At 44.7% G+C, this 25750-nt stretch carries 20 protein-coding genes; 6 read left to right on the top strand and 14 right to left on the bottom strand.

The annotated features are described in order from the left end of the window. Positions 1–24: 24 nt before the first annotated feature. The 8 genes from J7623_RS10395 to J7623_RS10360 form a co-directional block, all read right to left on the bottom strand. Positions 25–1836 (bottom strand): cbb3-type cytochrome c oxidase subunit I, encoded by a 1812-nt coding sequence (locus J7623_RS10395; RefSeq protein WP_291919893.1) that lies wholly within the window; start codon positions 1834–1836, stop codon positions 25–27. 112 nt (positions 1837–1948) lie between these two features. Beyond that, positions 1949–2902: a cytochrome c oxidase subunit II gene (locus tag J7623_RS10390; protein WP_291919891.1), complete on the bottom strand. Its 954-nt coding sequence runs from the start codon at positions 2900–2902 to the stop codon at positions 1949–1951. A 140-nt stretch (positions 2903–3042) separates the two neighbouring features. Further along, positions 3043–4242, bottom strand: coding sequence for a quinol:cytochrome C oxidoreductase (locus J7623_RS10385; RefSeq protein WP_291919889.1), 1200 nt, complete (start codon positions 4240–4242; stop codon positions 3043–3045). 42 nt (positions 4243–4284) lie between these two features. Next, a complete protein-coding gene (locus tag J7623_RS10380) occupies positions 4285–4887 on the bottom strand; it encodes a cytochrome c (RefSeq protein WP_291919887.1) in 603 nt (200 codons plus the stop codon). 83 nt (positions 4888–4970) lie between these two features. Then, entirely contained in the window at positions 4971–5564 is a 594-nt protein-coding gene (locus J7623_RS10375; RefSeq protein WP_291919885.1) for a DUF3341 domain-containing protein, read from the bottom strand. A 48-nt stretch (positions 5565–5612) separates the two neighbouring features. Further along, complete coding sequence (nrfD, locus tag J7623_RS10370) at positions 5613–7049, bottom strand: NrfD/PsrC family molybdoenzyme membrane anchor subunit (protein WP_291919883.1); 1437 nt, start codon at positions 7047–7049, stop codon at positions 5613–5615. Between the two features lie 110 nt (positions 7050–7159). Continuing rightward, positions 7160–10231 carry a TAT-variant-translocated molybdopterin oxidoreductase gene (locus J7623_RS10365; protein ID WP_291919882.1) on the bottom strand — a complete coding sequence of 1024 codons (3072 nt, stop codon included), beginning with the start codon at positions 10229–10231 and terminating at the stop codon, positions 7160–7162. Between the two features lie 69 nt (positions 10232–10300). Continuing rightward, the gene (locus J7623_RS10360; protein ID WP_291920709.1) at positions 10301–11533 is read right to left on the bottom strand and encodes a c-type cytochrome; all 1233 of its coding nucleotides are present in this window, start codon (positions 11531–11533) and stop codon (positions 10301–10303) included. Positions 11534–12026: 493 nt separating this feature from the next. On the opposite strand from J7623_RS10360, the gene J7623_RS10355 reads away from it, so the two are divergent. From J7623_RS10355 to J7623_RS10345, 3 genes are all read left to right on the top strand, one after another. Then, positions 12027–12776, top strand: a complete 750-nt coding sequence (locus J7623_RS10355; RefSeq protein ID WP_291919880.1) for a copper resistance protein NlpE N-terminal domain-containing protein — start codon at positions 12027–12029, stop codon at positions 12774–12776. A gap of 119 nt (positions 12777–12895) precedes the next feature. Continuing rightward, a complete protein-coding gene (gene purN, locus J7623_RS10350; protein WP_291919878.1) occupies positions 12896–13465 on the top strand; it encodes a phosphoribosylglycinamide formyltransferase in 570 nt (189 codons plus the stop codon). Between the two features lie 45 nt (positions 13466–13510). Beyond that, positions 13511–14179 (top strand): hypothetical protein, encoded by a 669-nt coding sequence (locus tag J7623_RS10345; protein WP_291919876.1) that lies wholly within the window; start codon positions 13511–13513, stop codon positions 14177–14179. A gap of 108 nt (positions 14180–14287) precedes the next feature. Here the strand turns inward: J7623_RS10345 and J7623_RS10340 are convergent, their stop codons facing one another. The 3 genes from J7623_RS10340 to J7623_RS10330 all read right to left on the bottom strand — a co-directional run bounded on the left by J7623_RS10340 (position 14288) and on the right by J7623_RS10330 (position 18591). Continuing rightward, on the bottom strand, positions 14288–16750 hold the full coding sequence (locus J7623_RS10340; protein WP_291919874.1) for a TonB-dependent receptor: 2463 nt from the start codon (positions 16748–16750) through the stop codon (positions 14288–14290). Positions 16751–16881: 131 nt separating this feature from the next. After that, on the bottom strand, positions 16882–18066 hold the full coding sequence (locus J7623_RS10335) for a GTP-binding protein (protein ID WP_291919872.1): 1185 nt from the start codon (positions 18064–18066) through the stop codon (positions 16882–16884). A 105-nt stretch (positions 18067–18171) separates the two neighbouring features. After that, on the bottom strand, positions 18172–18591 hold the full coding sequence (locus tag J7623_RS10330) for a MerC domain-containing protein (protein ID WP_291919870.1): 420 nt from the start codon (positions 18589–18591) through the stop codon (positions 18172–18174). Between the two features lie 201 nt (positions 18592–18792). Between J7623_RS10330 and J7623_RS10325 the strand changes: the two genes are divergently transcribed. Both J7623_RS10325 and J7623_RS10320 read left to right on the top strand, forming a co-directional pair. Beyond that, a complete protein-coding gene (locus J7623_RS10325; RefSeq protein ID WP_291919868.1) occupies positions 18793–19419 on the top strand; it encodes an SCO family protein in 627 nt (208 codons plus the stop codon). Positions 19420–19433: 14 nt separating this feature from the next. Further along, entirely contained in the window at positions 19434–19868 is a 435-nt protein-coding gene (locus tag J7623_RS10320) for a transcriptional repressor (protein WP_291919867.1), read from the top strand. 135 nt (positions 19869–20003) lie between these two features. Here J7623_RS10320 and J7623_RS10315 read toward each other — a convergent pair whose 3' ends face one another. The 3 genes from J7623_RS10315 to J7623_RS10305 form a co-directional block, all read right to left on the bottom strand. Next, the gene (locus J7623_RS10315) at positions 20004–21725 is read right to left on the bottom strand and encodes a M3 family oligoendopeptidase (RefSeq protein ID WP_291919865.1); all 1722 of its coding nucleotides are present in this window, start codon (positions 21723–21725) and stop codon (positions 20004–20006) included. Between the two features lie 223 nt (positions 21726–21948). After that, on the bottom strand, positions 21949–22617 hold the full coding sequence (locus tag J7623_RS10310; RefSeq protein ID WP_291919863.1) for a DUF5606 domain-containing protein: 669 nt from the start codon (positions 22615–22617) through the stop codon (positions 21949–21951). 93 nt (positions 22618–22710) lie between these two features. After that, the gene (locus J7623_RS10305) at positions 22711–24414 is read right to left on the bottom strand and encodes a lamin tail domain-containing protein (RefSeq protein WP_291919861.1); all 1704 of its coding nucleotides are present in this window, start codon (positions 24412–24414) and stop codon (positions 22711–22713) included. A gap of 147 nt (positions 24415–24561) precedes the next feature. On the opposite strand from J7623_RS10305, the gene J7623_RS10300 reads away from it, so the two are divergent. After that, positions 24562–25551 carry an aspartate-semialdehyde dehydrogenase gene (locus J7623_RS10300; protein ID WP_291919860.1) on the top strand — a complete coding sequence of 330 codons (990 nt, stop codon included), beginning with the start codon at positions 24562–24564 and terminating at the stop codon, positions 25549–25551. The last annotated feature ends 199 nt before the right edge of the window (positions 25552–25750 follow it).

The following is a 25750-nucleotide window of genomic DNA, read 5'->3' as shown; positions in this document are numbered from 1 at the left end:
CCTGCCGGAATTCCGAACTATATTTTAGTGCGCTGATTCATTAGGACCAATAGGCTCTGTTTGTGGAATGAAATCTCTTCCATCCTTGCTATAGTCATAAGCCCAACGATATACCTCAGGAATTTCACCAGGCCAGTTACCGTGACCAGCATGGATTGGAGTGGTCCATTCCAGGGTGGTAGCATTCCATGGGTTCTGTGTAGTCATCTTTCTACCTTTGAAAATGCTGTAGAAGAAGTTGAATACGAACAACAGTTGAACTGCAAACACCAGGATTACTACAATAGTGATGAACTCGTTCAGACCACCGAATTGTTTGAAAGAAGCCCAACCAGATACATCATAATATCTTCTTGGCATACCCGCCATACCTTCGTAGTGCATAGGCCAGAAGATCAGGTAAGCACCAATCATAGTTACCCAGAAGTGGATATAACCGATAGTAGAGTTCATGAAGCGGCCATACATCTTAGGGAACCAGTGGTAGATACCGGCAAACATACCGAAGAACGCAGATACACCCATTACAATGTGGAAGTGAGCGATCACGAACATGGTATCATGCAGGTGAATATCAATAGAAGAGTTACCTAACCAGATACCTGTTAAACCACCGGAGATGAAAGTGCTCACGAAACCGATAGAGAACAGGGAAGCAGGTGTAAAGTTGATATTACCCTTCCAGATAGTAGTGATCCAGTTAAATACCTTGATCGCAGATGGTACCGCAATCAGTAAGGTTAAGAGTACGAAGAACGCACCGAGGAATGGATTCAGACCTGTTACGAACATGTGGTGTGCCCAAACCAGGAAGGCCAGGATACAGATAGCGAACAGGGAACCGATCATTGCCAGGTAACCGAAGATAGGTTTGCGGGAACTTACCGCTAATACTTCAGATACCATACCCATTGCAGGGAGGATGATGATATATACCTCAGGGTGACCCAGGAACCAGAATAAGTGTTGGTAGAGAATAGCGCTACCGCCTTCATTTGCCAAAGCTTTACCAGCGATAAAGATATCAGACAGGTAGAAGCTGGTACCAGCGTGACGATCCATCAGCAGCAGGATGAAACCTGACAGCAATACAGGGAAAGACAATACGCCCAATACAGCAGTAAAGAAGAAAGACCAGATAGTCAAAGGCATTTTAGTCATTGCCATGCCTTTGGTACGCATATTCAACAGTGTAGAGATGTAGTTCAAACCACCCAGCAGCTGAGAAACAACAAACAGCGCCATACTGGTTAACCATAAATCCACACCTATTTTTGAACCGATAGAAGCATCACCTAAAGCACTCAGTGGCGGATACATTGTCCATCCTCCGGAGGCAGGACCTGTTTGAACAAACAGGGAAGCCATCATTACCAGGCTGGCCAGGAAGAAGAACCAATAGCTCAGACAGTTCATGAAAGGAGAGGCCATGTCACGCGCACCTACCTGTAGAGGAATTAACAGGTTAGAGAAGGTACCGCTCAAACCGGCAGTTAATACAAAGAATACCAGGATGGTACCGTGCATAGTTACCAATGCATAGTAAGCTTCCGCAGAAATACGGCCACCTTTAGCCCAATGACCCAGGATGCTTTCCAGCCATGGGAAAGTAGCATCGGGAAAACCAAGTTGCAAACGGAACAGAACAGAGAAGAAGGCACCAATGATAGCCCAAACGATACCAGTAATCAGGAATTGTTTGGCGATCATTTTATGATCCATGCTGAACACATATTTCGAAATGAAACTGTCTTCATGATGGTGCTCATGATCATGATGATCATGCGCTCCGTGCATTACCTCCTGTTGACTGTGCAATGTTGCTTCGTTACTCATAATCGGTTCGGTTTATTATAAACTAACGCCCGGGAAGTATCGTCGTTTGTCAGTTTGTCTTTATTGTTTTTAATTGTACTCCGTCAAAAATTCTTCTACACAAATTCACAGCTTACTTAGCAGCTATTACTTTTTGTGTGCTGTCTGCCGCAGGGGCTGCTGGTGCAGCTGCTGCGTGTGTTAAGTCGTAGGTAGATTTTTGTTTGGCTACCCAGGCATCATATTCTGCCTGTGTTTCCACTACAATCACACCTCTCATGGAGTAGTGACCGCTACCACACATCTGATCGCAGGAAATTTCGTAAGTGAAATCGGGGTTACCTGTTTTCTCCTGCATTTGTTTGGTAGTAAATTTAGGTGTAAACCAGAGAGTAGTAGGAATACCAGGTACCGCATCCATTTTCATACGGAAGTGAGGTAAACCTACGTCATGGATTACGTCGCGGGAACCGATGATAAATTTAACTGGCTTACCAACTACCAGGTGCAGTTCAGTAGGCATGAAATCATCTTTGTTCAGTGGATCGTTCCAGTCCAGACCTAATTCGTTACCGTTAGCGGGATCGATAGCTTTGAAGTCACGACGACCGAGTTGACCATCTTTACCTGGGTAACGGAAGATCCAGTTAAACTGTTTTCCGGTTACTTCTACAACTGCTGCATCTTTTGGTGCATCAGAAGTCAGTTGGAACCAATGTTTCAAACCGAAAGCTACCAATATGGTTAAAGCGATAGCTGGAATAACGGTCCAGATCACTTCCAGTTTATTGTTATGCGGGAAGTAAAATGCTTTACGACCTTCTTTTTCCTGGTATTTAAATGCGAACCAGAATAATGCGATTTGAGTAAGAACGAATACAACACCAGTAATGGCCAGTGTTACATAAATGAGGGCATCCACCCCTTCGCCCTGTGTTGAAGCTGATTCACCCAGGATTTTGCCTTTCAGCAAATCGTTACACCAGTACACGCCTATAAGCCCCAGCACCAGGAATGCAATCAGCAGGAAACCATTTATACGGTTGCTTTGCTCGCGCGCTTTCTTTTCTCCCTTCAATATGGACACATATTCGCTCGCCTTCGCAATTTGGAAGATGACTATGAATATGAGAACAACAACTAAGACTGCTAAAAATCCTGACATTGCTATATGAAATAATTAAGTTATCTAATGCTTTTCTATTGCCTATTCTCCTTGATCACCGATTAGGTGTGGTGAATGATACTTTCTTTCAGGTAAGGATGATTTTTAGGAACTAATGCTGCTTTAGTCAGCTGATTAGATACCAGGAAAATAATCAGTCCCACGAAACCAAGTCCGAGTCCGAATTCATACCAGGGGAATACCAGGTTTTTAACAGTGCCTGGGTAAACCATTTGCCAGAAGTCCAGCCAGTGACCGAAGATGATCACGATAGCGATGAATACTACGGCAGTATAATTGCGTTTGGTGTCCCGTTTCATCAGGAACAACAATGGTGTTACGAAGTTGATCAGGAGGTTCAGGAAGAAAATTGGTCTCCACTGGCCCCAAACACGTGGCTGGAAGTATTCAGTTTCTTCCGGCATGTTGGCGTACCAGATCAGCATATACTGGGAGAACCAGAGGTAAGTCCAGAAGATACTGAATGCAAACATGAATTTACCTAAGTCATGCAGGTGTTCTTCTGTTACATAAGAAAGATAACCGTGTTTCTTGAGATATACTACGAAGAGTGCGATCAGAGACAGACCAGAAACCCAGGTGCTGGCGAAAGTATACCAGCTGTACATGGTAGAGAACCAGTGTGCATCGATGCTCATTAACCAGATCCATGGGGTGGTAGAACCAACGCTGAGGGTGAAAACTACCAGGAAGCCACCACAAACAACGGTATTTCTCCAAAGTAATTTACGACCAGTTTCAGGGCGCAGATCCCATCCATCTTCTTCGATAGACATTTTACGGAGTTTCAGGGTAAAGAATACCCAGAGACCGAGTGTCAGGATGGTAGCTACTGTGAAGAATCCTTTATTCAGGAAAGCAGATTTCCAGGTAAGGATTTTGTCTTCTGCCACGTGGTGACCATTCACCCAGTGGTAGATATCGTCTCTGCCTCCGAAAACGAGGATCATTACGACTACAAATAAGATGGCAGCCAAAACAGGTACTGCCATTGAAATAGCTTCAGGTACACGGCGGAAAGCGATCTGCCAGCCACCATGTGCCAGGGTAGTAGCAGCTATAAAGAAGGTGCTCGCCAATGTAATCAGCAAAAAGAAGCTGCTGTTTTGCAACAGACCGGCCCAAAACCGTGTCTCACCATGAAACGCAATTAATCCGATCAATAACGTCAGCAAGCCTACGCCCATTAACACGAAGCTGGTCTTTCTTAATCTTGCCGGTACTACAAATTGGTCTTTCATTACTGTATATTAAAATACTTGATTGAAATTCAGTTTACTTATTTATTTAGCTGCAGCAGTGCTATCTGTAGCAGGAGCGGCGGCCGGGGCGGCAGCACCTGGCTGTTTGCTCTTGATATAAGCTGCGATCTTCCAGCGTTGTTCTCTGTCGAGCTGGCTGGCGTAGCTACCCATCATGTTATAACCATAAGTCATTACATGGAACAGGCGCCCTTCGGAGTAACCAGATTTTGCACCCGCTACCAGGTTGGCAGGAGCTGCAGAATAAGGACCTTCACCACCTTTGTACAGTGGGCCATTACCATCTAAAGCCGTACCATGGCAGATACCGCAGTAGATATTAAATAAACGTTCGCCTTCTTTCAGATCAGTAGGCGTAATAGTTAATGGATTTTTTACCAGATTAGCCAGTGCCGTATCTGATTCTTTCAGATGGTATGGCAAAAGTTCACCTCTTTTTACTGTTCCTTCCACTGGCTTCAGGCCTGACAAACGAGCACTATAAAATTCATACGCACGGGATTCGTACATGTCTGGCATATAAATCCTGCCGGGCTTTCTGTTATGCTCCCCTCTGTTACAGGCTGCCAGGAAAGCTCCAGTTGCCAATGCGGCTACAATCAATATGTTGGAAGTCCTTTTCATCAGAAATTATTTATCTAGCTTTCATTAGTTCTTGCTTGCTCAAATCCTAATGTCGCAACGGTATATTTTAGCTGTTATTATAATTAAGCGTTTGCGGTCTGAATCTTACGCAGATAAGGTTCGTCGTCCTTATCATACCTTCCGAACCACCATCCTGCTTCAGCTTTTTGCTCATTGATATCGTGTGCACCAGCGGCGGTAAGGAAGCTTTTCACTTCTTCTGCATTGGTTTTCTCTGTCAGCTCTATTACCATTACAAACTTATCGTCTGTCTGACGGGGATGGAAGATATGCTTCTTCACACCAGGCATTAACTGGCAGAGATAGCAGAAAGTCATCACCATACCTACTGCCGCAAATAATACGGTCAGCTCAAAAGTAATAGGAATGAACGCAGGTAATGGAAAATGCGGCTTACCACCAATGTTCAGCGGCCAGTCTACATTAAATACCCAGCTCATGAAGGATAATGCTGTAGTTGTACCGGTGATACCATATATGAAACCGGCTGTGTGCAAACTGGTTTCCCTTAAACCCATTGCATGATCGAGGCCGTGAACAGGAAAAGGTGTGTATACATCGTGCAATTTGTAACCTGCGGTACGTACTTTCTTTACTGCCGGAAACAATACTGCCTCATCGTCAAACAAGCCTACAACAAATTTTTTAACAGCCATATATTTAAAAATTCAAATTCCAGGTAATAAATTCTCTTGATTCGTCTATTAGTGAGCATGAGCTACATCGTGTGCAAATTTCTCAGCGCTTTCTTCTTCGTATACTTCCATTTTTTCCTTGAAGTTTTCACCGGAAGTTTTCAGGATAGACTTGATCTCAGCCACCGCAATTACCGGGAAGTATTTAGCAAACAGGAAGTAGCAGGTGAAGAACAGACCAAATGTACCCATGTAGAAACCTACTTCAGGCCAGGATGGACGATAGTAAGACCAGCTGGATGGCAGGTAATCACGATACAGAGAAGTACAGATGATTACGAAACGCTCAAACCACATACCGATGTTTACTACGATAGACATAGCGAAAGTTACGGCGATGTTTCTTCTCATTTTACGGAACCAGAACACCTGTGGAGTGATTACGTTACAGGTCATCATGATCCAGTAAGACCAACCCAGCGGACCAGCAGCACGGTATTTGAAGAAAGTAGCAAACTCGTAAGGGTTAGCACCGTACCATGCCATGAATAACTCAGTCAGGTAAGCACAACCTACTACAGAACCGGTTAATACAATTACCTTGTTCATAGCCTCCATGTGGCCCAGGGTAATGTATTCTTCCAGGTGTAATATTTTACGTGTAATGATCAGCAGTGTTTGTACCATCGCAAATCCGGAGAAGATCGCACCCGCTACGAAGTAAGGAGGGAAGATGGTAGTATGCCAACCAGGAATTACAGAGGTAGCAAAGTCAAATGATACGATAGTGTGTACAGACAGTACCAGTGGAGTAGACAAACCTGCCAGTACCAATGACAGCGCTTCATGACGTTGCCAGTGTTTGGTAGAACCTGTCCAACCGAATGCAGCTACACCATATAACAGCTTACGCAGTTTGGTTTTAGCTCTGTCACGAACGGTAGCAAAATCCGGTAATAAACCAGAGTACCAGAACAACAGTGATACGGTAAAGTAAGTAGAGATCGCAAATACGTCCCAAAGGAGCGGAGAGTTAAAGTTAACCCATACCGGACCACGGGTATTTGGATAAGGCAGGATGAAGAACGCCATCCATACACGACCCATGTGAATAATCGGGAACTGACCGGCGCACATTACCGCGAAGATGGTCATCGCTTCTGCCGCACGGTTTACCCCTGTACGCCAACCCTGGCGGAACAGGAGGAGGATGGCGGAAATCAGGGTACCGGCGTGACCAATACCTACCCACCATACGAAGTTGGTGATATCCCAACCCCAACCGATGGTTTTATTCAGATTCCATACTCCGACACCGAAATAGATCTGCCAAAACACTGAAAATGCGCCGAAGCCCAACAGTGTCAGGGATATAAAAAAGCCTACATACCACAGTTTTCCAGGCTTCCCTTCAATGGGACTAATGATATCTTCCGTTACCTGGTGATAATCCTTAACCCCGTCTACCAAAGGTTCTCTCAGTGTGGATTCGTATTTTAAATGCATATTCTATAAGCTTTTAGCTGCTAGCTTCTAGCTACTAGCCCTTGTCTTTTGTTATGATCTCAGATTCTGTAACTTCTTGTCTTTATTTCCTAACGATTTCCGTTAAGATCTTACGCATGATGCGCTTCTTCCTTATGAGCAGCTTCTTTACCTTCTGCTTTCTTAGGTTCGGCATCTTTGTTTCTGATCTTAGCCAGGTAGCTGATAGAAGGCAGTACGTGTGTTTCTTCCAACACATAGTATAACCTGTCTGTCTGCATCTCGTTGCGGATCTTATAGATTTCGCTGTTTTTATCGTTGATGTTACCGAATACGATCGCATCAGCACCACATGCTTGCTGGCAGGCAGTTTTAGCAGCACCATCTTTCAATGGATGACCAGCTTTCTTCGCATCCAGTTTCGCTTCCTGCAGACGTTGTACGCAGAAGGAACATTTTTCCATCACACCACGGCTACGAACCACTACATCAGGGTTCAACACCATGCGGGTGAGGTTGTCGTTCATATCAGCCACATCGTAGAGGTTATTTTCGAAGCTGTCCGCACCGTTCCAGTCTCTCCAGTTGAGGCGACGTACTTTGTAAGGACAGTTGTTAGCGCAGTAACGGGTACCGATACAACGGTTGTAAGCCATCTGGTTGATACCTTCAGAGCTGTGGTTAGTAGCACCTACCGGGCAAACGTTTTCGCAAGGCGCGTTATCGCAGTGCTGGCAGAGCATTGGCTGGAACACTACTTCCGGATTTTCCTCATCGCCGCTGAAGTAACGGTCGATACGGATCCAGTGCATTTCGTGTGCTTTCGCCACTTCTTCACGACCTACAACAGATACGTTGTTTTCCGCCTGGCAGGCAATGGTACAAGCACCACAACCAAAGCAGGTGTTCAGGTCGATAGACATACCCCATTTAATACCAGGGTAGCTATAGTTAGGATACAGGGTAGCATCTTTACGGAAGTCAGGACCAAATTTCTTCAGTTCCTGCCTGTCTTCGTTTACCTCTTTAGGATTGTGGATAAACTCTTCCAGGGTAGTTTCCTTCACGATAGGACGACCTTCGTAGCTATTATGTGTTTGTGTTAAAGCAACAATTTCTTTCTTACCGGTAGCTTCTACAGTTGCTTCAGTAGTGAAGTAGTCGAAAGTTTGACCGTTGAAGCTTACAAAAGGATAAGCATTCACACCAATACCACCTGCTGCTTTACCTACTTTTTCACCGCGGCCATAACCTACTGCGATCGCGATTACTTCTGGGTGTATACCCGGAACAATCAGCAATGGCAATTCGATTTCTTTATTGTTGGCTTTAATTTTCAGTACTTTCTTTTCCGCGTTGATTTCGTAATCGTCACCTAACTGAGTAGAGAAAGTTTTAGCGAGCTTGTTGGAGATACAAGCGTAGTTACCCCAGGTTGCGCGGGTGATTGGATCCGGCATTTCCTGTAACCATGGGTTGTTAGCGAGTTTACCGCTACCGATAGCTACTTTTTCGTAGAGTACTAATTCATATTGACCGCCTTTCTTCGCGCTGCTGATTTTAGCTGCAGCACCAGCGATATCGCCGGAGAAAGTGGCACCACCTAAAGCCGGAGCAGTAGCTGGTTCAACAACACCGTCCTGCAGTGCTTTGTCCCAACCTTCCTGGCCACCCAGTTTAGCGATCCATTCATTTTTCAGGTAATCTGCCCATGGGGTAGTGTTACCAGTCCAGGTCAGCAGGCTATCCTGTACCGCGCGTGTTTTAAACAGCGGCAGAATAGTAGGCTGTCCGAAGCTGTAGTGACCTGCTCTTCCTTCTGCATCATTCCATGCTTCCAGGAAGTGATGATCAGGAGCCTGGTATTTACACAGTTCAGTAGTTTCGTCGTTTCTTTCGTTGAAGGAAACAGTCAGATTCACTTTAGCCAAACCGTCTGTAAATTTCTTCGCATCGAAGTAGTCGTAAGCAGGGTTAGCGCCATAAACCAGTACAGCACCGATGCTGCCTGCGTTCATATCGCTTACCAGTTTCGCCATCTCCGCATCGTTACCCTGACGGTAGTTAGATGGAGAAGCGAAATCGATAGTGTTACCATTAGCGCCGATGATGTTGTTGATAGCGTTTACGATGATCTGTACATTCACATCGTTGGAACCGCTTACCACCAGGGCTTTACCGTTACTTTCTTTCAGTGCTTTCGCTGCTTTCTGAATACCTGCTTTTACGCGGTCGTTAGCAATAGCAGGAGTGGTAACGCTACCACCAACTGCTGCTAACAGTGCCAGTGCAATAGCACCGGTTTCAGAAGGCTTGTGAGTATATCTTTCATCCGCGTTTGCACCGGTGAGGCTCATGGTGCTTTCGAACTGGAAGTGTTTGGACATTTCCGGTTTCTGAGCATTGATCTTACGTGTTTGTGCAAACTGGCGGGCGTATTCAACCGGGTTTAACCAGGTTCCGAGGAAGTCAGCACCCAGACCTACTACTACTTTTGCATTTTCGAAGTGGTAAGAAGGGATGATTCTTTTTCCGTAGGAAGCTTCGTTTGCCTGCAGCATACCAGCGTAAGAAACCGCATCGTATACTACATGGCGGGAATTTGGATATTTAGCCAGGAACTCGCCGATTACTTTTTTAGTAGTAGGGCTGAGTACAGTGGCACTTAATAAAACAACAGGAGCACCGCCTAATCCGGCCAGTGCTGCACCTACTTGTTTATCCAGTTCTGCCCACGTAGTTTCCGTACCTTTAATAGAAGGGAAACGGAGACGGGCGGTATCATACAGGCTGAGTACAGCACCCTGTACTTTAGCGGAAGTAGCACCCTGGGTTACAGATGATAAAGTATTTCCTTCCAGTTTGATAGGACGACCTTCGCGGGTTTTCACCACTACTGGTACATATTCACCATCAATAGAATAAGAAGAAGCATAATAGTTGGCTACGCCGGGGGTGATTTCTTCCGGTTTATTTACATACGGAATAGCTTTCTTAACCGGTGTTTCACAGCTGGCAGCAATAGCGGCAGCAGCAGTGGTAAAACCGAGATATTTAAGAAAATCCCTGCGGGGGGTAGTAGCATTCAACAGGCCTTCACTCTCGAACGGCAGTTCTTCACTGAATTCGTTCTTCACAATTTCCTGATGCGCATCGGTATTGTGCAACTCCTCCAAGCCTTTCCAATACTTTTTTTGCTCCATGTTATATTAACGAGTTACGTTTATAAATTTGATATCTTCTGATTTGAGAGCAATCTCTCTAAATCCATCCTAGTAGTGACATTTTTGACATTCAGTACCACCTACCATTTCAACTGTTACGCTATCGATCTTCTTATCTTTAATATCCTGATGAAGCTTTTCGAAGATGCTGTAATAGTTGTTGTCAGCGAACTGCACTTTCGTAGTACGGTGACAGTTAATGCACCATCCCATAGAGAGATCAGCAAACTGGTGTACTTCGTCCATTTCAGTGATGGCACCGTGGCAGGTTTGACATTGTTGCTGACCAGCTACCACGTGTTGAGAGTGGTTAAAGTAAACGTGGTCAGGCAGGTTGTGGATCTTGGTCCATTCGATAGGACGGCCTGGTTTGGTATATTTACCAGCTTCAGGATCCCAGCCTACGTAATCGTATAATTTTGCGATTTCGGCAGTACCGTTGATTTTCTTTCCTTCTGCGTTAGTCAGTTCAGGGCCGGAGTATTCCTTAATGGCCTTGTGACAGTTCATACAGATATTTTCGGAAGGAATCATTGCATGCTTACTCTTCTCAGCACCAGCGTGGCAGTATAAGCAGTTGATCTGGTTAATACCTGCGTGTACCTTGTGGCTGTAGAAGATCGGTTGTTCAGGCATGTAGTCTTTCTGACGGCCTAAACCAATAGCTCCCTGGATGGTCAGGTAACCACCTACCATGAACAGCACGAGGATAATCAGTGCCAGGTAAGCTTTGTTTTTGTAGAAAGGAACAGGTTCCGGAGTAGGTACGCCTTCTTTATCACCAGCCAGCTTATTCAGGTTGCTGTTGATTTGCATCAGGATCAGCGCTACTACGGCGAGAATCAGGGTAATGATACCGAACAGTAAACTGTTGTCATTGCCTTTTTCTGAAGCAGCTTCCGGACCAGGAGTAGTATCTCCTCCGGTGGTTTTTGGACCTGCAGTCTCTGCAACCTTTATGTAAGCCAGGATGTCGTCAATGTCCTCGTTTGATAACTGAGGAAATGGCGTCATCGCTGTCTTGTTGAACTCAAGGAAGAGATCATTTGCGTATTTGTCCCCGGTAGCCAGTACTGAAGCAGAGTTATGGATCCACTGGTGCAATAATTTCTTATCAGCCCAGCGACCCTCTACACCCGCTAATGCAGGACCTGTCAGCTTTTTGTGGACATTGTGGCAGGACGCGCAATTGGTTTGGAATATTGCTTTACCCTTCGCTGGATCCGCAGCAGCCTTAACGGAAGAAAACGGAATTACTATACTAGCGCATAGAATAAGCACACTCACAAAATGCTTGCGCAAAAGAATGGAAACACGACGATACACAGCCTATATAGTTTAGATTTGACCTAAAGTTTCTTAAAAGTGCCAGCAAAAATAAGACAGAATGTTGACAATTTACCAACAATTAAAAAAATTTATTGTCTTATAGAATGGCTATTTCAACCCGTTTTTCGCACGACAATTGAGCTGTAAGTCTTGCTGCTGGCCTATTCGAACAAATCACCCTTTATATCTTTCAAAACTTATTATTTTGATTGAAAGTTCATTTCCTCTGTGGAGGCTCGTCTACATCATAACGTGGGGCAAGGTTTGCGGGGATATAATTATAATAGATGTAGATGAAAAACAAAATAACAGTCCCCTATATCCTTCCTTACACAATATAATATATTATCTGTCAGCACAGTTATTTTCTAAGAGAGTTGTTATTTTTACCTTAATAACCTGCCAGCGATCCAGAATGTTCAATCTGTACCAAAAAAACGTTCCCATGAAAAAAAGCGTTATCCTCGCTGCTTTACTCACTACCATGGCGGCCTGTAATAATAATCATCCCGCTCATCAGACAGACAGTACTATACAAAATGCCACCACGCTACCCGCAGTTGCGACACCTATCACCGGCACCTACCAGGGTACCCTTCCTTGTGCCGACTGCCCCGGAACGGACTATCAAATCAGCCTGTTCAATGACCATACTTATAGCGAACTAATCGCTTACCAGGGGAGGGGACAGGGAATAGCCACCGTGGAAACCGGCACCTGGCGTCAAACGTCCGACTCTACTGTTATCATCCGGAGAAAAACAGATAGTAGCTCCTTCCTCGCCGCCGAAGGCAACCTCCTCCAGCTCGACACGAAAGGAAAACGTATTGAAGGCGTACTGGCCAGCAATTATATATTAAAGCCCGTAGAGGGAGGCGACCGCAGAGACATCCTGGCCACCAAACATAAAGCCGGCATCCGGTTCACCGCCAATGGCAACGAACCCGGATGGACCCTGGACCTTGATAACAAAAAAATCAGTTTCCATACCATGAACGGCGACAGTGTAGTCACCACACTACCTCCCGCGCGTCCCAATACCGATACCCTGAAAGTATATACTACGCCGGGCATCACCGTCAGCATACGCAATACCATGTGTACAGATGATATGAGCGGGTTAATGCGCCCTAACACAGTACAGGTACAAATAAAAGATAAAACCTACCAGGGCTGTGGCGAGTATCTGAAATAACCAGAGGAGCAACACCATATATATTATGAAGAAGAAAAGCGACAGGGTGTATCTATTTACCCACAAATCCGGAATCGTAATTCCGAATTCGTAATTTTACACCTTTAAAACAGATTTAGTTGAAAAATATCGCCATATTCGCTTCGGGTGCAGGTAGCAACGCGCAGAAAATTATAGATCATTTCAGAGGTTCAGACAAAGGCAGGGTTTCCCTCATTGTATGCAACAAAGCAGGAGCAGGCGTTTTACAGATTGCCGAACATGAAGGCATTCCCAGTATCCTGATTGAAAAAGAACCTTTCTTCCATTCAGATAAATATGTATTACTATTAAAGGACCAACAGATCGACCTCGTGGTATTGGCCGGCTTCTTATGGAAAATTCCCGCCAACCTGGTCCAGGCTTTTCCTGACAGAATCATTAATATACACCCGGCACTGTTGCCAAAGTTTGGTGGTAAAGGCATGTACGGACACTTTGTACATGAAGCCGTTATTGCCGCAGGTGAAAAAGAAAGTGGCATTACTATCCACTTCGTGAACGAAAAGTATGATGATGGTGAAACGATCCTGCAGGAACGCTGCATTATCACGCCGGAAGATACACCGATCACCGTAGCGCAAAAGGTGCAAGCCTTGGAGCATCAATGGTTTCCGGTAATTGTGGAACGATTATTGTCCGCTCTTTAAGCCTGACTTACCAGATCTAAAAGCCAGTCTAACCCTTACAACTGTATGAAAAAGACACTGCTATTACTATGGTTATCCTGTTCGCTCGCCCTCGCATCTTTTGCACAGGAGGCACCGAAAAAAGTGAGCAGAAATACTTACCTGAAGGTAAACCCAGCCACATTGATTAATGAGCTGGACATTTACCTCGAACAGGAATTGTCTGATAAGTTTAGCCTGGAACTCGGTATCAGTGGCATTTATACAGACTACCCCGACTACGTACTGGCTAAAAAAATTGACTTCGGACAGAAAAAACCTGACATCAGTACAGAACAATTTGTTGAAGGTCGTGGACTAGGCTTCCGCGTTGGTGCACGCCTCTATCTTATTTCCAGGGAAATGTCTGGCAACAGCGCAGCCGGTACTTATTTTGAACCGGTGGTCTTCTTTAAAAAAGTATTCTATCCCAACATCGATAATACCTTCCAAAACGTTACCTATACTGACTCCGGCGATAAAAGCGTAGTTGGATTACAATTACTGATAGGCCGGCAGTTCACAAAAGACCGCTTCATCCTGGATCCTTTTATTGGCGTAGGTATTCGTAGTAAAATCTATCATTATAAAACCTATCATTTCGATGACAACACCTTAAGCCTCAACGATGGCAGAATGGTCAGCGTATTGCCCAGCCTGCAAATCGGTATAAAAATGGGGCTCAAGCTCTGGTAATAAAAGCTGAAAGCATAAAGCGAAAAGCATAAAGCTATTGATGCGAATAAGGTAGGCCCTGGTCAATCGCATCAATAGCTTTATGCTTTTCGCTTTATGCTTTCAGCTTTAAAATGGTACGATCACTTTTGCGCTGAAGTTTCTTCCCATATTATAAATCCCCAGGTGCCCGTTAGGAGAGGAGTTGTAGTACTCAAAGTATTTCAACCGGTTCATATTAGCCTGATAAGCTACATTCCATATATTATCCAGTTGCAGAAATACTTCACAGATAGTATTCCCCTTCTTATTTAAAATACCTGTACCGGCGCCCACATTCAACAGCGTATATCCGGGGGTAAATGTTTCCGTATTATCCACACCGTAAAAATGAGGCTGGTCGGCTATCACATCTGCTTCCAGGCGTACGTAAGATTTGGAAAAACAAGCATGGGTCTTTTGCGCGGTAGCCTTCAGCTCGCTACGTATATGCGTAGGCGGTATAAACGGGAGATAACGTGCATCATCCCCATGTTTCTCCACCAGTTCTTTATTCTGATTACGTCCCTGCGTATAGGCGATACTGTTATTCATTGTCAACCATTTCAGCACACGTGGATGAAGATTCACACTTACCTCCGCACCGTATAACCGCGCAGCAGATTGTTGATAACGATAGGTAGCGTTGCCTGGTACTATCACTACGGGGTTGCCGTTATTGTCGTATAGCTTTGCCTGATAGATATAGTTATCAATATTATTGTTAAACAATTCTGCACTGATATCCATATCCGGTAACCAGGCCTGTATCCCGATATCTTCCTGTAAACTAAACTCCGGCTTAAAACTACGGTTACCGAGATATACAATATGTGCTCCCGGATCAAGCCCGTTGGAACCAATTTCTGTAATATTCGGCGCCCGGTATCCGCGGGCAATATTGGCTTTCACCAATATACGTTCGCTGATATTCCAGGTAGCGCCCACGCTACCGGATATACCTGTATAGCTATGCTTAAACCGGGGAAACTGCAAACGGGCCCCTGCAGTATCCGGGGGTAATACATGTTGCTCAAAATTGTTTTGTTTATCAGGCCCCACATAAAAATCATTCCAGCGAATACTACGGTTATCATAGCGTATACCACCCGATACATCTACCTTCCCGAATGATTTTTTTGCAAAGAAAAATCCACCTATATCAAATAACTGGTAATCAGGAATAGGAAAATCAGTTCCATTCCTGCTTTTATTGGACTGGTACATGCCGTTAACGCCCACCGTTGTTTCCACACCACTCATCTCCGGTAAATTATAGCGGACATCATAATTCAAAGTATTGAGTACTACGTACAATCCAGGCTGTGCCGGCATTTCCGGGTGATTAAACTCGCGGCGTATACTCTGCTGTACACCCAACATAGTATTGATATCACCGTTACCAATATTCCATTTGGTACGGTTATACATCCGGTAATGCTGTATATGCTGATGCAATGGATTAATGGAGTAAGAACGTAATGCACGATCTGGTACCATCGGACGATCCTTGATATCATCATCTTCCCTTACCTGTTTCGTAAATCGGCGTGTAAGCGAATCCCTGCTACCATCCGGTATTTCCTGCGTATTATCATATAGGGTGGCGCCAAACTGCGAGTATCCCCAGGATTTATCCACGCGTGCCAGTGCGGTTAAATTATATTCTTTAAAAGCCGTGCCATACACGTATCCATCTATTTTATTCTGATAATTATGTGCTGTTTTTGCAGTAGCCCGAAACACATATTTCCAGTCGTTGCTGCCGTAGGCTAATCCAATGGAAGTGCCTATCATGCCGTTGTTACTGTGATAATCCGTGAGGAAGCTGCCGTGTAATTTCCGGGGGGCTATTTCAGGGATATCCGGCATCATGTTAATTACACCTGCCAGCGCATCAGAGCCATAGGTAAGGCTGGCAGGGCCTTTCACCACTTCTGCCCGGGATACACCGTACTGATCAATCTCAATACCATGTTCATCCCCCCACTGCTGGCCTTCCTGTCGTACGCCATCAAATAAGGTGAGTACGCGATTGTAGCCCAGGCCGCGAATAAATGGTTTGGAGATATTAGGGCCGGTAGTCACAGCGCTCACACCAGGTATACCTTTTACGATAGCGTCGATGAGGTTATTATTCACATTCATATTCATCTCTCTCTTCCCTATAACGGCAACGGGTATAGGATTTTTCCGGGCGGCAGTGGCGCGGGAAACGCCCGTTACTACTACTTCATTGAGTTTTGATAGATCTTCTTCCAGGGAGATGCGAATGTTGGTGGTTTGCCCCGCTACAATTGTTTCCCGTTGTACTACTGATTGATAACCTATCATAGAAATGATAACATCGTAGCTGCCGGGAGGAATATTCCGGATACTGAAAGCACCCTGTTGATCCGTTGTGGCACCGGAGTGCAGTGTTTTTATAGCAATGGTGGCAAATTGCACCGGCTTGCGATTCTTATTCGTAACAACTCCTTTCAGGGCGCCTTGTTGGGCGTAAGTAAGTATGGTGATAAATAGTAAAAATAGTAATGTAGATAAATATTTCATGTGTGTAATAAATGTAGGTTAGTACAGTACGGGCTTCCTGGATAGTAACAATAAGCACACTTCCGAGCTGTTAATTCTCAACAAAACTATATTTTATTTTAACACTTGTCTAAATTATTTTTTAGTCTAGCCTAAATATCAGGAAAAGGATCTTTAAAAACATGGCCATTATTCATACCGGTAATTTCCGCGGCGGTGCATAAGCAGCTATCGAGGTGGCGGATAATATCTCTTTCGGAAAGGTCCTGGCCAATGATGACTAATTCATTGTAACGATCAGCAAATTGCGGATCCCACCTGCTGGCGATGAGTGCAGATGTTTCGGGGTCCAGCCTCCACTGCTCCCTGGGAATAGCACACCACCAATAGCCTGCTTTCTCCGCGCGGAGTGATCCACCAGCCTGGCTCCAGTTGACAGCAATATCCGGGCGGGAGGCCAACCAGAATAATCCTTTGCTTCGGATGATATTTCCAGGCCAGTGCTCATTGATATACATCCAGAATCGTTCAGGATGAAAGGGTTTACGGCTGCGATATACAAAAGAAGAGATGCCATATTCCAGTGTTTCAGGTGTATGCTCCTGTTCCAGTTCCGCTTGCCAGCCGGCACTTTGCGAAGTGGTATCAAAGTCAAACAAACCGGTGTGGAGGATTTCTTTCAAAGGTACCTGTCCTTCTATAGCCTCAATAATCTTTGCCTGCGCATTGAGTTTCCGTAGCACGGCTTTCAGGCTCCCCAGTTGTTGTTGACTTACCAGGTCACATTTATTCAGCACTATCACGTTGGCAAATTCCACCTGGTCTGTAAGCAGGTTCACAATAGTGCGCTGATCTGCGGCGTCATCAGTAAGTGCTCTTTCCTGCAGGCGCTCAACACTGCTATAATCATTAATAAAATTAAAGGCGTCCACTACCGTCACCATTGTATCCAACCGGCTAACGGTGGTAAGGTCAATATTATTAGCGGCATCCTGGTAGCAAAAGGTTTGTGCCACTGGTATTGGTTCAGATATCCCGGTAGATTCTATTAACAAATAATCGAAGCGTTTTTCAGCTGCCAGCAGGGCTACTTCTTTCAACAGGTCTTCCCGTAAGGTGCAACAAATACAGCCATTGCTCATCTCCACCAGTCGCTCTTCCGTTTTGTGCAGGGTGTTTTCATTTCTGACCAGTTGTGCATCTATGTTCACTTCACTCATGTCGTTCACGATAACGGCTACCCGCAAATTTTCGCGGTTATGCAGCACGTGATTGAGCAAAGTAGTCTTGCCCGCGCCGAGGAAGCCACTCAGCACCGTAACAGGTAATTTTTCCATATGTGAGATATTCTTGTGTTGGGAGATGTTGACGAAGAAAACTGTTTTAATGTAAAAACGTATATCCGTTATTGTTACCAGGTGAATACTTAATGAAGATGATTATTAGCGGCCCCTTTCGGTATGTATGTGTTTAGGAACGGTGCATTCCCTACAGCGACGCAGGTTTAACAAATGTGCACCGGTAACACCGGCCGCTCCCAGGAAAATAATGGTTGGCTCCCAATAACCACCTGCTATACCGAAATGTCCGGCCAGCAGCAACGCAAAACCGCCGGTGAAGATGAGCAGGGGAGCCATACGGCGATGATGCCTGATATAACCACGTCCCAATGCCAGGCAACCTATTCCAAAGGAAAATGCCAGCAACCCGTATTCTAAATTTTCGTTCTCTAAAATATGCGTCCCTAACAAAGGAAGCACGGTGATCAGCAAGGGTAATAATGCACAATGTATTGCACAAGCCAGAGAGGCACCAATACCTACCGTGTCCAGGCTCATCCGTTTCAAAATGTTACTTTCCATGTCCCCGTTTTTCTATGCCAACAAAACTACATAAATTTGCAACAATGTTGCAAATTAAATTTGCCGATTTAAACAGATAATTAATTTTAATAATTATAAAATGTTGCATTCGTGTTAAAAAAGGCAGACAAGAAGTCCATCGCTGGGCATCTGTCAACTATGTACTACCTTTGTATATCGAATAAAACTGGGATTATACCTATGTCGAAGAAAGCAATTATACTTACCGCATTTTTTATAGTACTGAGCGTGGGATTCCTCGCCTACTCGGCTTATGTGATCAAGGACCAGACAGGTTCCTTTATCGGAAAAGAGAAACTGCCGATCCTGGGAGCACCAGGCCACACCGTACCTGGGTTTTCTTTTACAGATCAGAATGGCAACACCAAAGCAAAAGCGGATGTAGCTGGTAAGATTTATGTATCTGAATTCTTTTTCACTACCTGCACCGGTATTTGTCCGAAGATGAATGCCAATATGGATAAGGTGTACGCGAAATATAAAGATAAACCTAACTTCCTGATCCTGTCGCACACCGTAGATCCGGACCACGACAGCGTACCCGTTTTAAAAGCGTATGCTGCCAAACATGGTGCAGATGAAAAAAACTGGTGGTTTCTTACCGGCGATAAAAAGCAACTATACCGGTTAGCCAGACAAGGCTACCTCGTAGATGACGGCGTATACACAGGAGAAGAAGACTTTGTGCATACACAATGGTTTGCACTGGTAGATAAAACCGGCCAGGTACGCGGCCTCTATGAAGGCACCAAACAAAAAGATGTAGAAAAACTGATTGCAGACATAGACCGTTTAATGGAAGAATAAACTTTTTTTTCATCATGGGGACTAAACAACAAATTACAGAACGAATCGGCAGTCTTCTACGTGATAGTAAGCTGAGCGTAACAGAAACCAGGACTAAAATCCTGGAGCTGTTCATGAAAAGTAATGGTGCGCTGGAACACAGCGATTTCGAAAAACTCGCGGGCAAATCATTTGACCGCGTAACCGTATATCGTACCCTGCAAACATTCCTCGATAAAGGCATCATTCATAAAATACCGACTACAGATACTTCCGTACGCTACGCCGTGTGCAAGTCGGAATGCTCTGAGCACCACCACCACGATCATCATATACATTTCAAATGTGAAGAGTGCGGGAACACCATCTGTTTAGATGATACTGACATTCCGCAAATACATCTCCCTAAAGGCTATGCGGCACACAATGTAGAAGTAGTAGTAAGTGGGGTATGTAAAACATGTAAGTAGAGCAGAAAGCGAAAAGCATAAAGCAAAAAGCTACTAAAGCGAATGATCAGAGCGGATAAGTAATTTTCAATACTCGCTTTGATCATTCGCTTTAGTAGCTTTTTGCTTTATGCTTTTCGCTTTCTGCTTCTCCAGTTATATTTTCTCTATTTCTGCTTTAACAAAATCAGCCAGTTCTTTTACGTATGCAGGGGAGAAGTCAAACTTAATACCTGCTGCTTTGTACAATTCAGGAAGCGTTTTAGTATTACCTAAACTCAACGCCTGTACGTAGTTATTCAGGGCTTGTGTTTTATTCTCTTTATATTGTTTCCACATTGCAATAGCCCCTAGCTGTGCAATACCGTATTCAATGTAATAAAACGGTACTTCAAACAGGTGCAGTTGTTTCTGCCATGTGATAGCACGATAATCCTCGTTACCGCTCCAATCAACCACTGCAGGCGAGAATTCGTTCAAAATTTCAAGCCATTTAGCAGTACGTTCTTCTGTAGTATGTTGCGGATGTTCGTATACCCAGTGCTGGAATTTGTCGATGGTAGCAATCCACGGGAAGATAGTGATAGCGCGTTCCAATTGTTGCAAACGTGCACGACGCAGTTGGGTGGCATCATCGAAGAAAATGTTCCAATGATCCATGGTAAACAGTTCCATGCTCATGCTGGCCACTTCTGCGATTTCCATCGGGTACTCTTTGAAAGCGCTGAGCGACAAATGATGGCTCAGGAAAGAGTGTACGGCATGGCCACCTTCATGTACCATGGTAGTAAGGTCTTTCATTTGACCAGCAGCATTCATGAAGATGAAGGGCACACCGGTTTCCGCCAGCGGGCAGTTGTAACCACCGGGTGCTTTACCCTTACGGCTTTCAAGGTCCAGGCGGCCCATTTGTTTCATCACGCGGAGGCAGTTACCAAAGAAAGGACCCAGCTCATCAAAGGTAGTAATGGCTTTATTTACCAGCTCATCACCCGTTTGGAAAGGTTCCAGTGGTTTCACGCCTACCGGCTCTGCTTCTGTATCCCAGGGCTTCAGGGTATCAAGTTGTAATTTCTCTTTTTGTTTTTCCAGGATTTGCTGCACCAGTGGTACAATATGCGCTTTGATAGCAGCGTGGAACTGAAATGCATCTTCTTTGGTATAGTCGAAGCGACCCAGTTCTTCAAATTTATAATCGCGGTAATTGGCGAAGCCTGCATTTTTGGCTACCTGGTCGCGTTTCACCACCAGTCCGGTATACAGGTCGTCTAATGCTTTTCTGTCTTCCAAACGACGTGCAGCCGTTTTCGTGAATACCTCTTCCCTCAGCGCGCGGTCGCTATTTTCCAGGAACTTGGCTGCCTGCTGCAGGGTATATTCCTGGTCTTTTACAATAATGCTCATTTTACCGGATATAACACCGTACTGCTGCGCCATTACACTCAGTTCTGCCTGCAGGGGAATATTCTCTTCCCGGAAAAGTTTCACCTGTTTTTCCACATTGCGGAGGTAGGTTTTATAAAGATCCTGGTCCAGTTCTTTGCGGAAGGGGCTGTCGAGCAATTTTTTATTGAGTGCATCTGTATAGGGCTGCAACTTCGGCTGAATTTCCATGCAGAAGTAAGTAAATGCTTCTTCCAGTTCTTTGTTGTTGGTATCGCAGGTCATGCGAATTTGGCGCCAGCAGGCATCTTCGCTGATTACTGCTTCCAGTTCACTCATATCTTTCAACCACTTCTCCAGGTCAGCAACGTTGTTGATGGGTCTTTGCTGCAGGGTTTCAAAATAGGGCTGTAGCGCATCCCAGGTAGTTACCGTGAAAGTTTCGGGGAGAAATTGACGGGGGAGCTTTTTTATATCTGCACTTAAATTATCCATGCTATCAATATTTTAAAATTTTTCGAATGTAGAAATTTAGGAATTTTTGTGCGAATGCCGGGCGAATCTGCTTAAAAGAATCGTTAAAAAACCGGAATGCTAAAACGATTCAGGCTTCTATTCACAGAATTATAATTCTGTAAATAGAAGCCTGAACTATAATGTTATTCATGAATATTAAACTGTTGGAAACAATCCGTTATTCATCAATAACTGGTTCTTACTATTCTTCTGTTTTCTTCTTGCGTGGCTTTGCAACTTTTTTAGGTTCTTCACCTTCTGCTGCCGGCGCGTCATCTTTCTTTGCTTTGGCTTTCTTAGGCGCTTTTTCTTCAGCACCTTCTTCACCTTCTACCGCCTTTTTAGCACGTGTCTTTTTAGGCTTTTCTTCTGTGGCTACTTCTGCAGCTTCAGCAGCAGGAGCGGCTTTTTTCTTTTTCTCAGGAGCAGCGGTTTCTTCTACAGCCACTTCTTCTACTTCACCTTCACCATTGGCCAGAATTTCTTCAAATTTCAACAGGTCGTTTGATTTGAGGATACCGAACCATTTCACCATCTTCTTCATATCACTCACATACACTCTGTCTTCATCAAATTCAGGGAATACGTTTTTGAAATAAGCTTTGATAGCATTGTTATCTGCTTTACCTGCTACAGGCGGGAATGCCGCTGCTTTTTCATCCATGGCTTTAAATACTTCAGCCAGGTTTACGTTTTCGCCGGTAGTGAATACTTCAATACTTTCCAGTGGAGTAAAATTATGCACGCGGGAAGATACAAACCTTGTACTTTTATCTTCCAGTGACCTTACGATGGCGCCATCTTGTTTGCTGGCTACTAACTGAAACAAACCGCCCAACCCGGTTACTGCAACAATTTCTCTGTACTGCATGTTCAAATTTTTAGGAAGCGCAAATATAAATAATTATAATAGATTGACCGCTGCTATTTTTAACAGCTAAAAAGCCTGCAACGGGGAAGCCGGTCAGGTCAACTTTCGTGCCATGACCACTGTGCGTTTCCAGTGTTTGACGACTCCTTTGATATTAAATATTTCTATAAAAAATATATAAATCCCTGATGGTAAAACTACTGCATTTTCTCCAATTCCATTCCACTGCAAATATCCGTTGTTTCCCAATAATAAATTACGCGCCAGCAAACGTACGGGCCGGCCTCGTATATCAAAGATGGTAATATTTCCAAGGTAGCCGGGGCCGGGCAGTTGCCAGGAAATTTTCATCACATCATCTATTCCGTCATTGTCAGGAGTAAACGCAGCCGGATCGATTACAATATTGAGGGAATCCGCTGCTTCCACCCGGCGCTGGGAATTAAGGGTGCCGGGTGTTGCATATCCCACGGTGGCAGCGGCGGAATGCCAGTTATCGCCCTGACTGGCGGGAACATCATATTGCAAACGCTCCAGGGAAATCCCTTGTAAAGTACTGGCGAGGGGAAAGTGTTGGCCGTCCTGGTATGGTAATTCATCTATAATGGTACTATCTGCCCTCAACAGCAAAATATCTCCGGCAGCCATCGGCATCCCGGGCAAACTACTTACTTCCTGTATATTTTCAGGGGCTTTGCAAAGGTAATGGCGGCATAGTAAAGCCGCATCTGTAGTGATAGCCAGGAATTGCCCTGGCATCAATAACCTGCCGGCAGTGCCTAATGGCTTTAGGGACGCGGGCTTCCCGTCTTTTCTCACCCCAAAATATAATTGCTTCAGCGCAACCGCTTTCTGGCTACGATTATAGATCTCTATAAATTCCGGTACCCCGGGAGGTGGATAAAAGAGAATTTCATTGATCACGATATCCTGCGCCAGGGGCAGTTGGGGCACCCCTATGGTAACACTGGTATGGATATTACTTTCTTCCTGGTAACAGCCGGTAACGCCGGCCGTGTTCAACAAATAACTTTGTTCCGGTTGAATCGGCGCAGAGAGTCGCAGTACAACGCTGGTAAACAAAGGAGGCAATACCTCGCAGCCGGTTATTTTTATATCGCCGCTCAGTTGGTAATGCGTGGGATCTGCCGCTATGGCGCTGTCCACCGTTTTACTATACTGCAGTAGTAAGTGCAGGCTATCTGTTATAGCGGCAAAGAGCAAATCGGGGCGGGTATCATCTATTGTATTGGCCGCTACTGCATTGACCTTTCCGGGAGTGCCTCCCGCAGGGGCGATGCTGGGCTGCCAGTTCATCTTTCCGCTGCAGGGCAGGGCGGTGTTAATCATTTCCAGGCTGATACCTCCTTTCGGCCTGGCAGGTCCATACCAGCCCTGGTGATAGTTCACCGCATGTATAACGCTCCTGGAGGGATTGTACAGCACTATCAGGGCCGTATCATCCGCAATAGAAGGAAAGCGCTCCAATCCTTTCACATTGGCCGTGTGATAGCTATCTACGGCAGCAGATGGACATAGCAGCAACAAGCTATCTGCAGGCAACAGATATTCCGGCAATAATACTTCGCGCTTATTCACCGCCAGGCGCCAGTTTTTCAGTTGTACCGGCTGCTGGCTTACATTTCGGAGTTCTATATATTCATAAGGCGGCAAACCATTAACAGGAGTGGGTTTGGGCATTATTTCGTGTATGACTACGTCATAACGGTGAGCCGATTGGGTAAAACCGGCGAGGGCCTGCAACAATATGCAGCCACAAACAATGGGCATTCTCATATTCGGGGTTTTATGGGTTCCAAACTTACTATTCAAAATAGTACACCTTGTTAATGCCGTGTAAACAGTAAAAAAAAATCTTAGTGCTATGAAAAGCGCTTGCTATACATTAATTTTGGGCTTCCAAAATTTAAAATGTAAAAACAAATGAAAGTTGCCGTAGTAGGAGCGACCGGATTGGTAGGCTCAAAAATGTTACAGGTGTTAACGGAAAGAAATTTTCCCGTTACTGAATTGATTCCAGTGGCTTCTGAGAAGTCCGTAGGTAAGGAAGTAACATTTAAGGGCAAGACCTGGAAGGTGGTAAATGCTGAAACGGCTATTTCCATGCAGCCAAATGTGGCTATTTTTTCTGCAGGCGGTAGTACTTCCCTGGAATGGGCACCTAAATTTGCGGCAGCAGGTATTACGGTGATCGACAACTCCAGCGCATGGAGAATGGACCCTACCAAAAAGCTGGTAGTACCGGAAGTTAATGGCGATGCTATTACCCAGGAAGATAAAATCATTGCCAATCCTAACTGTTCAACTATTCAGATGGTGCTGGTACTGAAACCATTGCACGAAAAATATAAAATTAAGAGAGTGGTGGTATCTACTTATCAGTCAGTAACTGGTACCGGTGTAAAAGCGGTGACCCAGTTAATGAATGAAAGACAAGGTATTACCGGTGAAATGGCATATGCTTATCCAATAGATCTGAATGTTATTCCGCAGATAGACGTGTTTCTCGACAACGGCTATACGAAAGAAGAGATGAAGATGGTAAATGAAACAAAGAAGATTATGAGAGATGACAGCATCCTGGTAACGGCTACGACTGTACGTATTCCGGTAATGGGTGGTCATAGTGAATCTGTGAACATTGAATTTGAAAATGAATACGAAGTAGCGGATATACGTGCTTTACTGGCACAAACACCAGGCGTGATTGTAGTGGACGATCCGTCTAAAGCACAGTATCCAATGCCTAAAGATGCACACGATAAAGATGAAGTGTTTGTAGGCCGTATCCGCAGGGATGAAACACAGCCTAAAACAGTGAATATGTGGATTGTAGCGGATAATCTCCGTAAAGGTGCGGCTACTAACGCGGTACAGATTGCAGAATACCTCAGTGGTAAGCACTGGCTGTAATCATACTGTTGTGCTATGTAATTAAGGGGTTAAATTGCCCTTAAATGCATCTCCCGCAGATGACTATACGAAAATAGATCTATAACTCATTAAGAGCAAGCGCTTTACCGCTTGCTCTTTTTTATGAGATTCATAAAACGATAACACAAAAAGCTTAAAAATTACACGGAAGTAGTATTGATTTGTGCAGGATAAAATC

The organism is Chitinophaga sp. (genome assembly GCF_017745275.1).
Lineage (GTDB): Bacteria > Bacteroidota > Bacteroidia > Chitinophagales > Chitinophagaceae > Chitinophaga.
This window is presented reverse-complemented; position numbering and strand designations above follow the sequence as displayed.

Excerpts from the sequence above, each read along its gene's own strand:
- J7623_RS10395 (WP_291919893.1), bottom strand. The coding sequence starts at position 1,836 with ATGAGTAACGAAGCAACATTGCACAGTCAACAGGAGGTAATGCACGGA.
- J7623_RS10385 (WP_291919889.1), bottom strand. The coding sequence starts at position 4,242 with ATGAAAGACCAATTTGTAGTACCGGCAAGATTAAGAAAGACCAGCTTC.
- J7623_RS10380 (WP_291919887.1), bottom strand. The coding sequence starts at position 4,887 with ATGAAAAGGACTTCCAACATATTGATTGTAGCCGCATTGGCAACTGGA.
- J7623_RS10375 (WP_291919885.1), bottom strand. The coding sequence starts at position 5,564 with ATGGCTGTTAAAAAATTTGTTGTAGGCTTGTTTGACGATGAGGCAGTA.
- nrfD (WP_291919883.1), bottom strand. The coding sequence starts at position 7,049 with ATGCATTTAAAATACGAATCCACACTGAGAGAACCTTTGGTAGACGGG.
- J7623_RS10365 (WP_291919882.1), bottom strand. The coding sequence starts at position 10,231 with ATGGAGCAAAAAAAGTATTGGAAAGGCTTGGAGGAGTTGCACAATACC.
- J7623_RS10355 (WP_291919880.1), top strand. The coding sequence starts at position 12,027 with ATGAAAAAAAGCGTTATCCTCGCTGCTTTACTCACTACCATGGCGGCC.
- J7623_RS10345 (WP_291919876.1), top strand. The coding sequence starts at position 13,511 with ATGAAAAAGACACTGCTATTACTATGGTTATCCTGTTCGCTCGCCCTC.
- J7623_RS10340 (WP_291919874.1), bottom strand. The coding sequence starts at position 16,750 with ATGAAATATTTATCTACATTACTATTTTTACTATTTATCACCATACTT.
- J7623_RS10335 (WP_291919872.1), bottom strand. The coding sequence starts at position 18,066 with ATGGAAAAATTACCTGTTACGGTGCTGAGTGGCTTCCTCGGCGCGGGC.
- J7623_RS10330 (WP_291919870.1), bottom strand. The coding sequence starts at position 18,591 with ATGGAAAGTAACATTTTGAAACGGATGAGCCTGGACACGGTAGGTATT.
- J7623_RS10325 (WP_291919868.1), top strand. The coding sequence starts at position 18,793 with ATGTCGAAGAAAGCAATTATACTTACCGCATTTTTTATAGTACTGAGC.
- J7623_RS10320 (WP_291919867.1), top strand. The coding sequence starts at position 19,434 with ATGGGGACTAAACAACAAATTACAGAACGAATCGGCAGTCTTCTACGT.
- J7623_RS10315 (WP_291919865.1), bottom strand. The coding sequence starts at position 21,725 with ATGGATAATTTAAGTGCAGATATAAAAAAGCTCCCCCGTCAATTTCTC.
- J7623_RS10310 (WP_291919863.1), bottom strand. The coding sequence starts at position 22,617 with ATGCAGTACAGAGAAATTGTTGCAGTAACCGGGTTGGGCGGTTTGTTT.
- J7623_RS10305 (WP_291919861.1), bottom strand. The coding sequence starts at position 24,414 with ATGAGAATGCCCATTGTTTGTGGCTGCATATTGTTGCAGGCCCTCGCC.
- J7623_RS10300 (WP_291919860.1), top strand. The coding sequence starts at position 24,562 with ATGAAAGTTGCCGTAGTAGGAGCGACCGGATTGGTAGGCTCAAAAATG.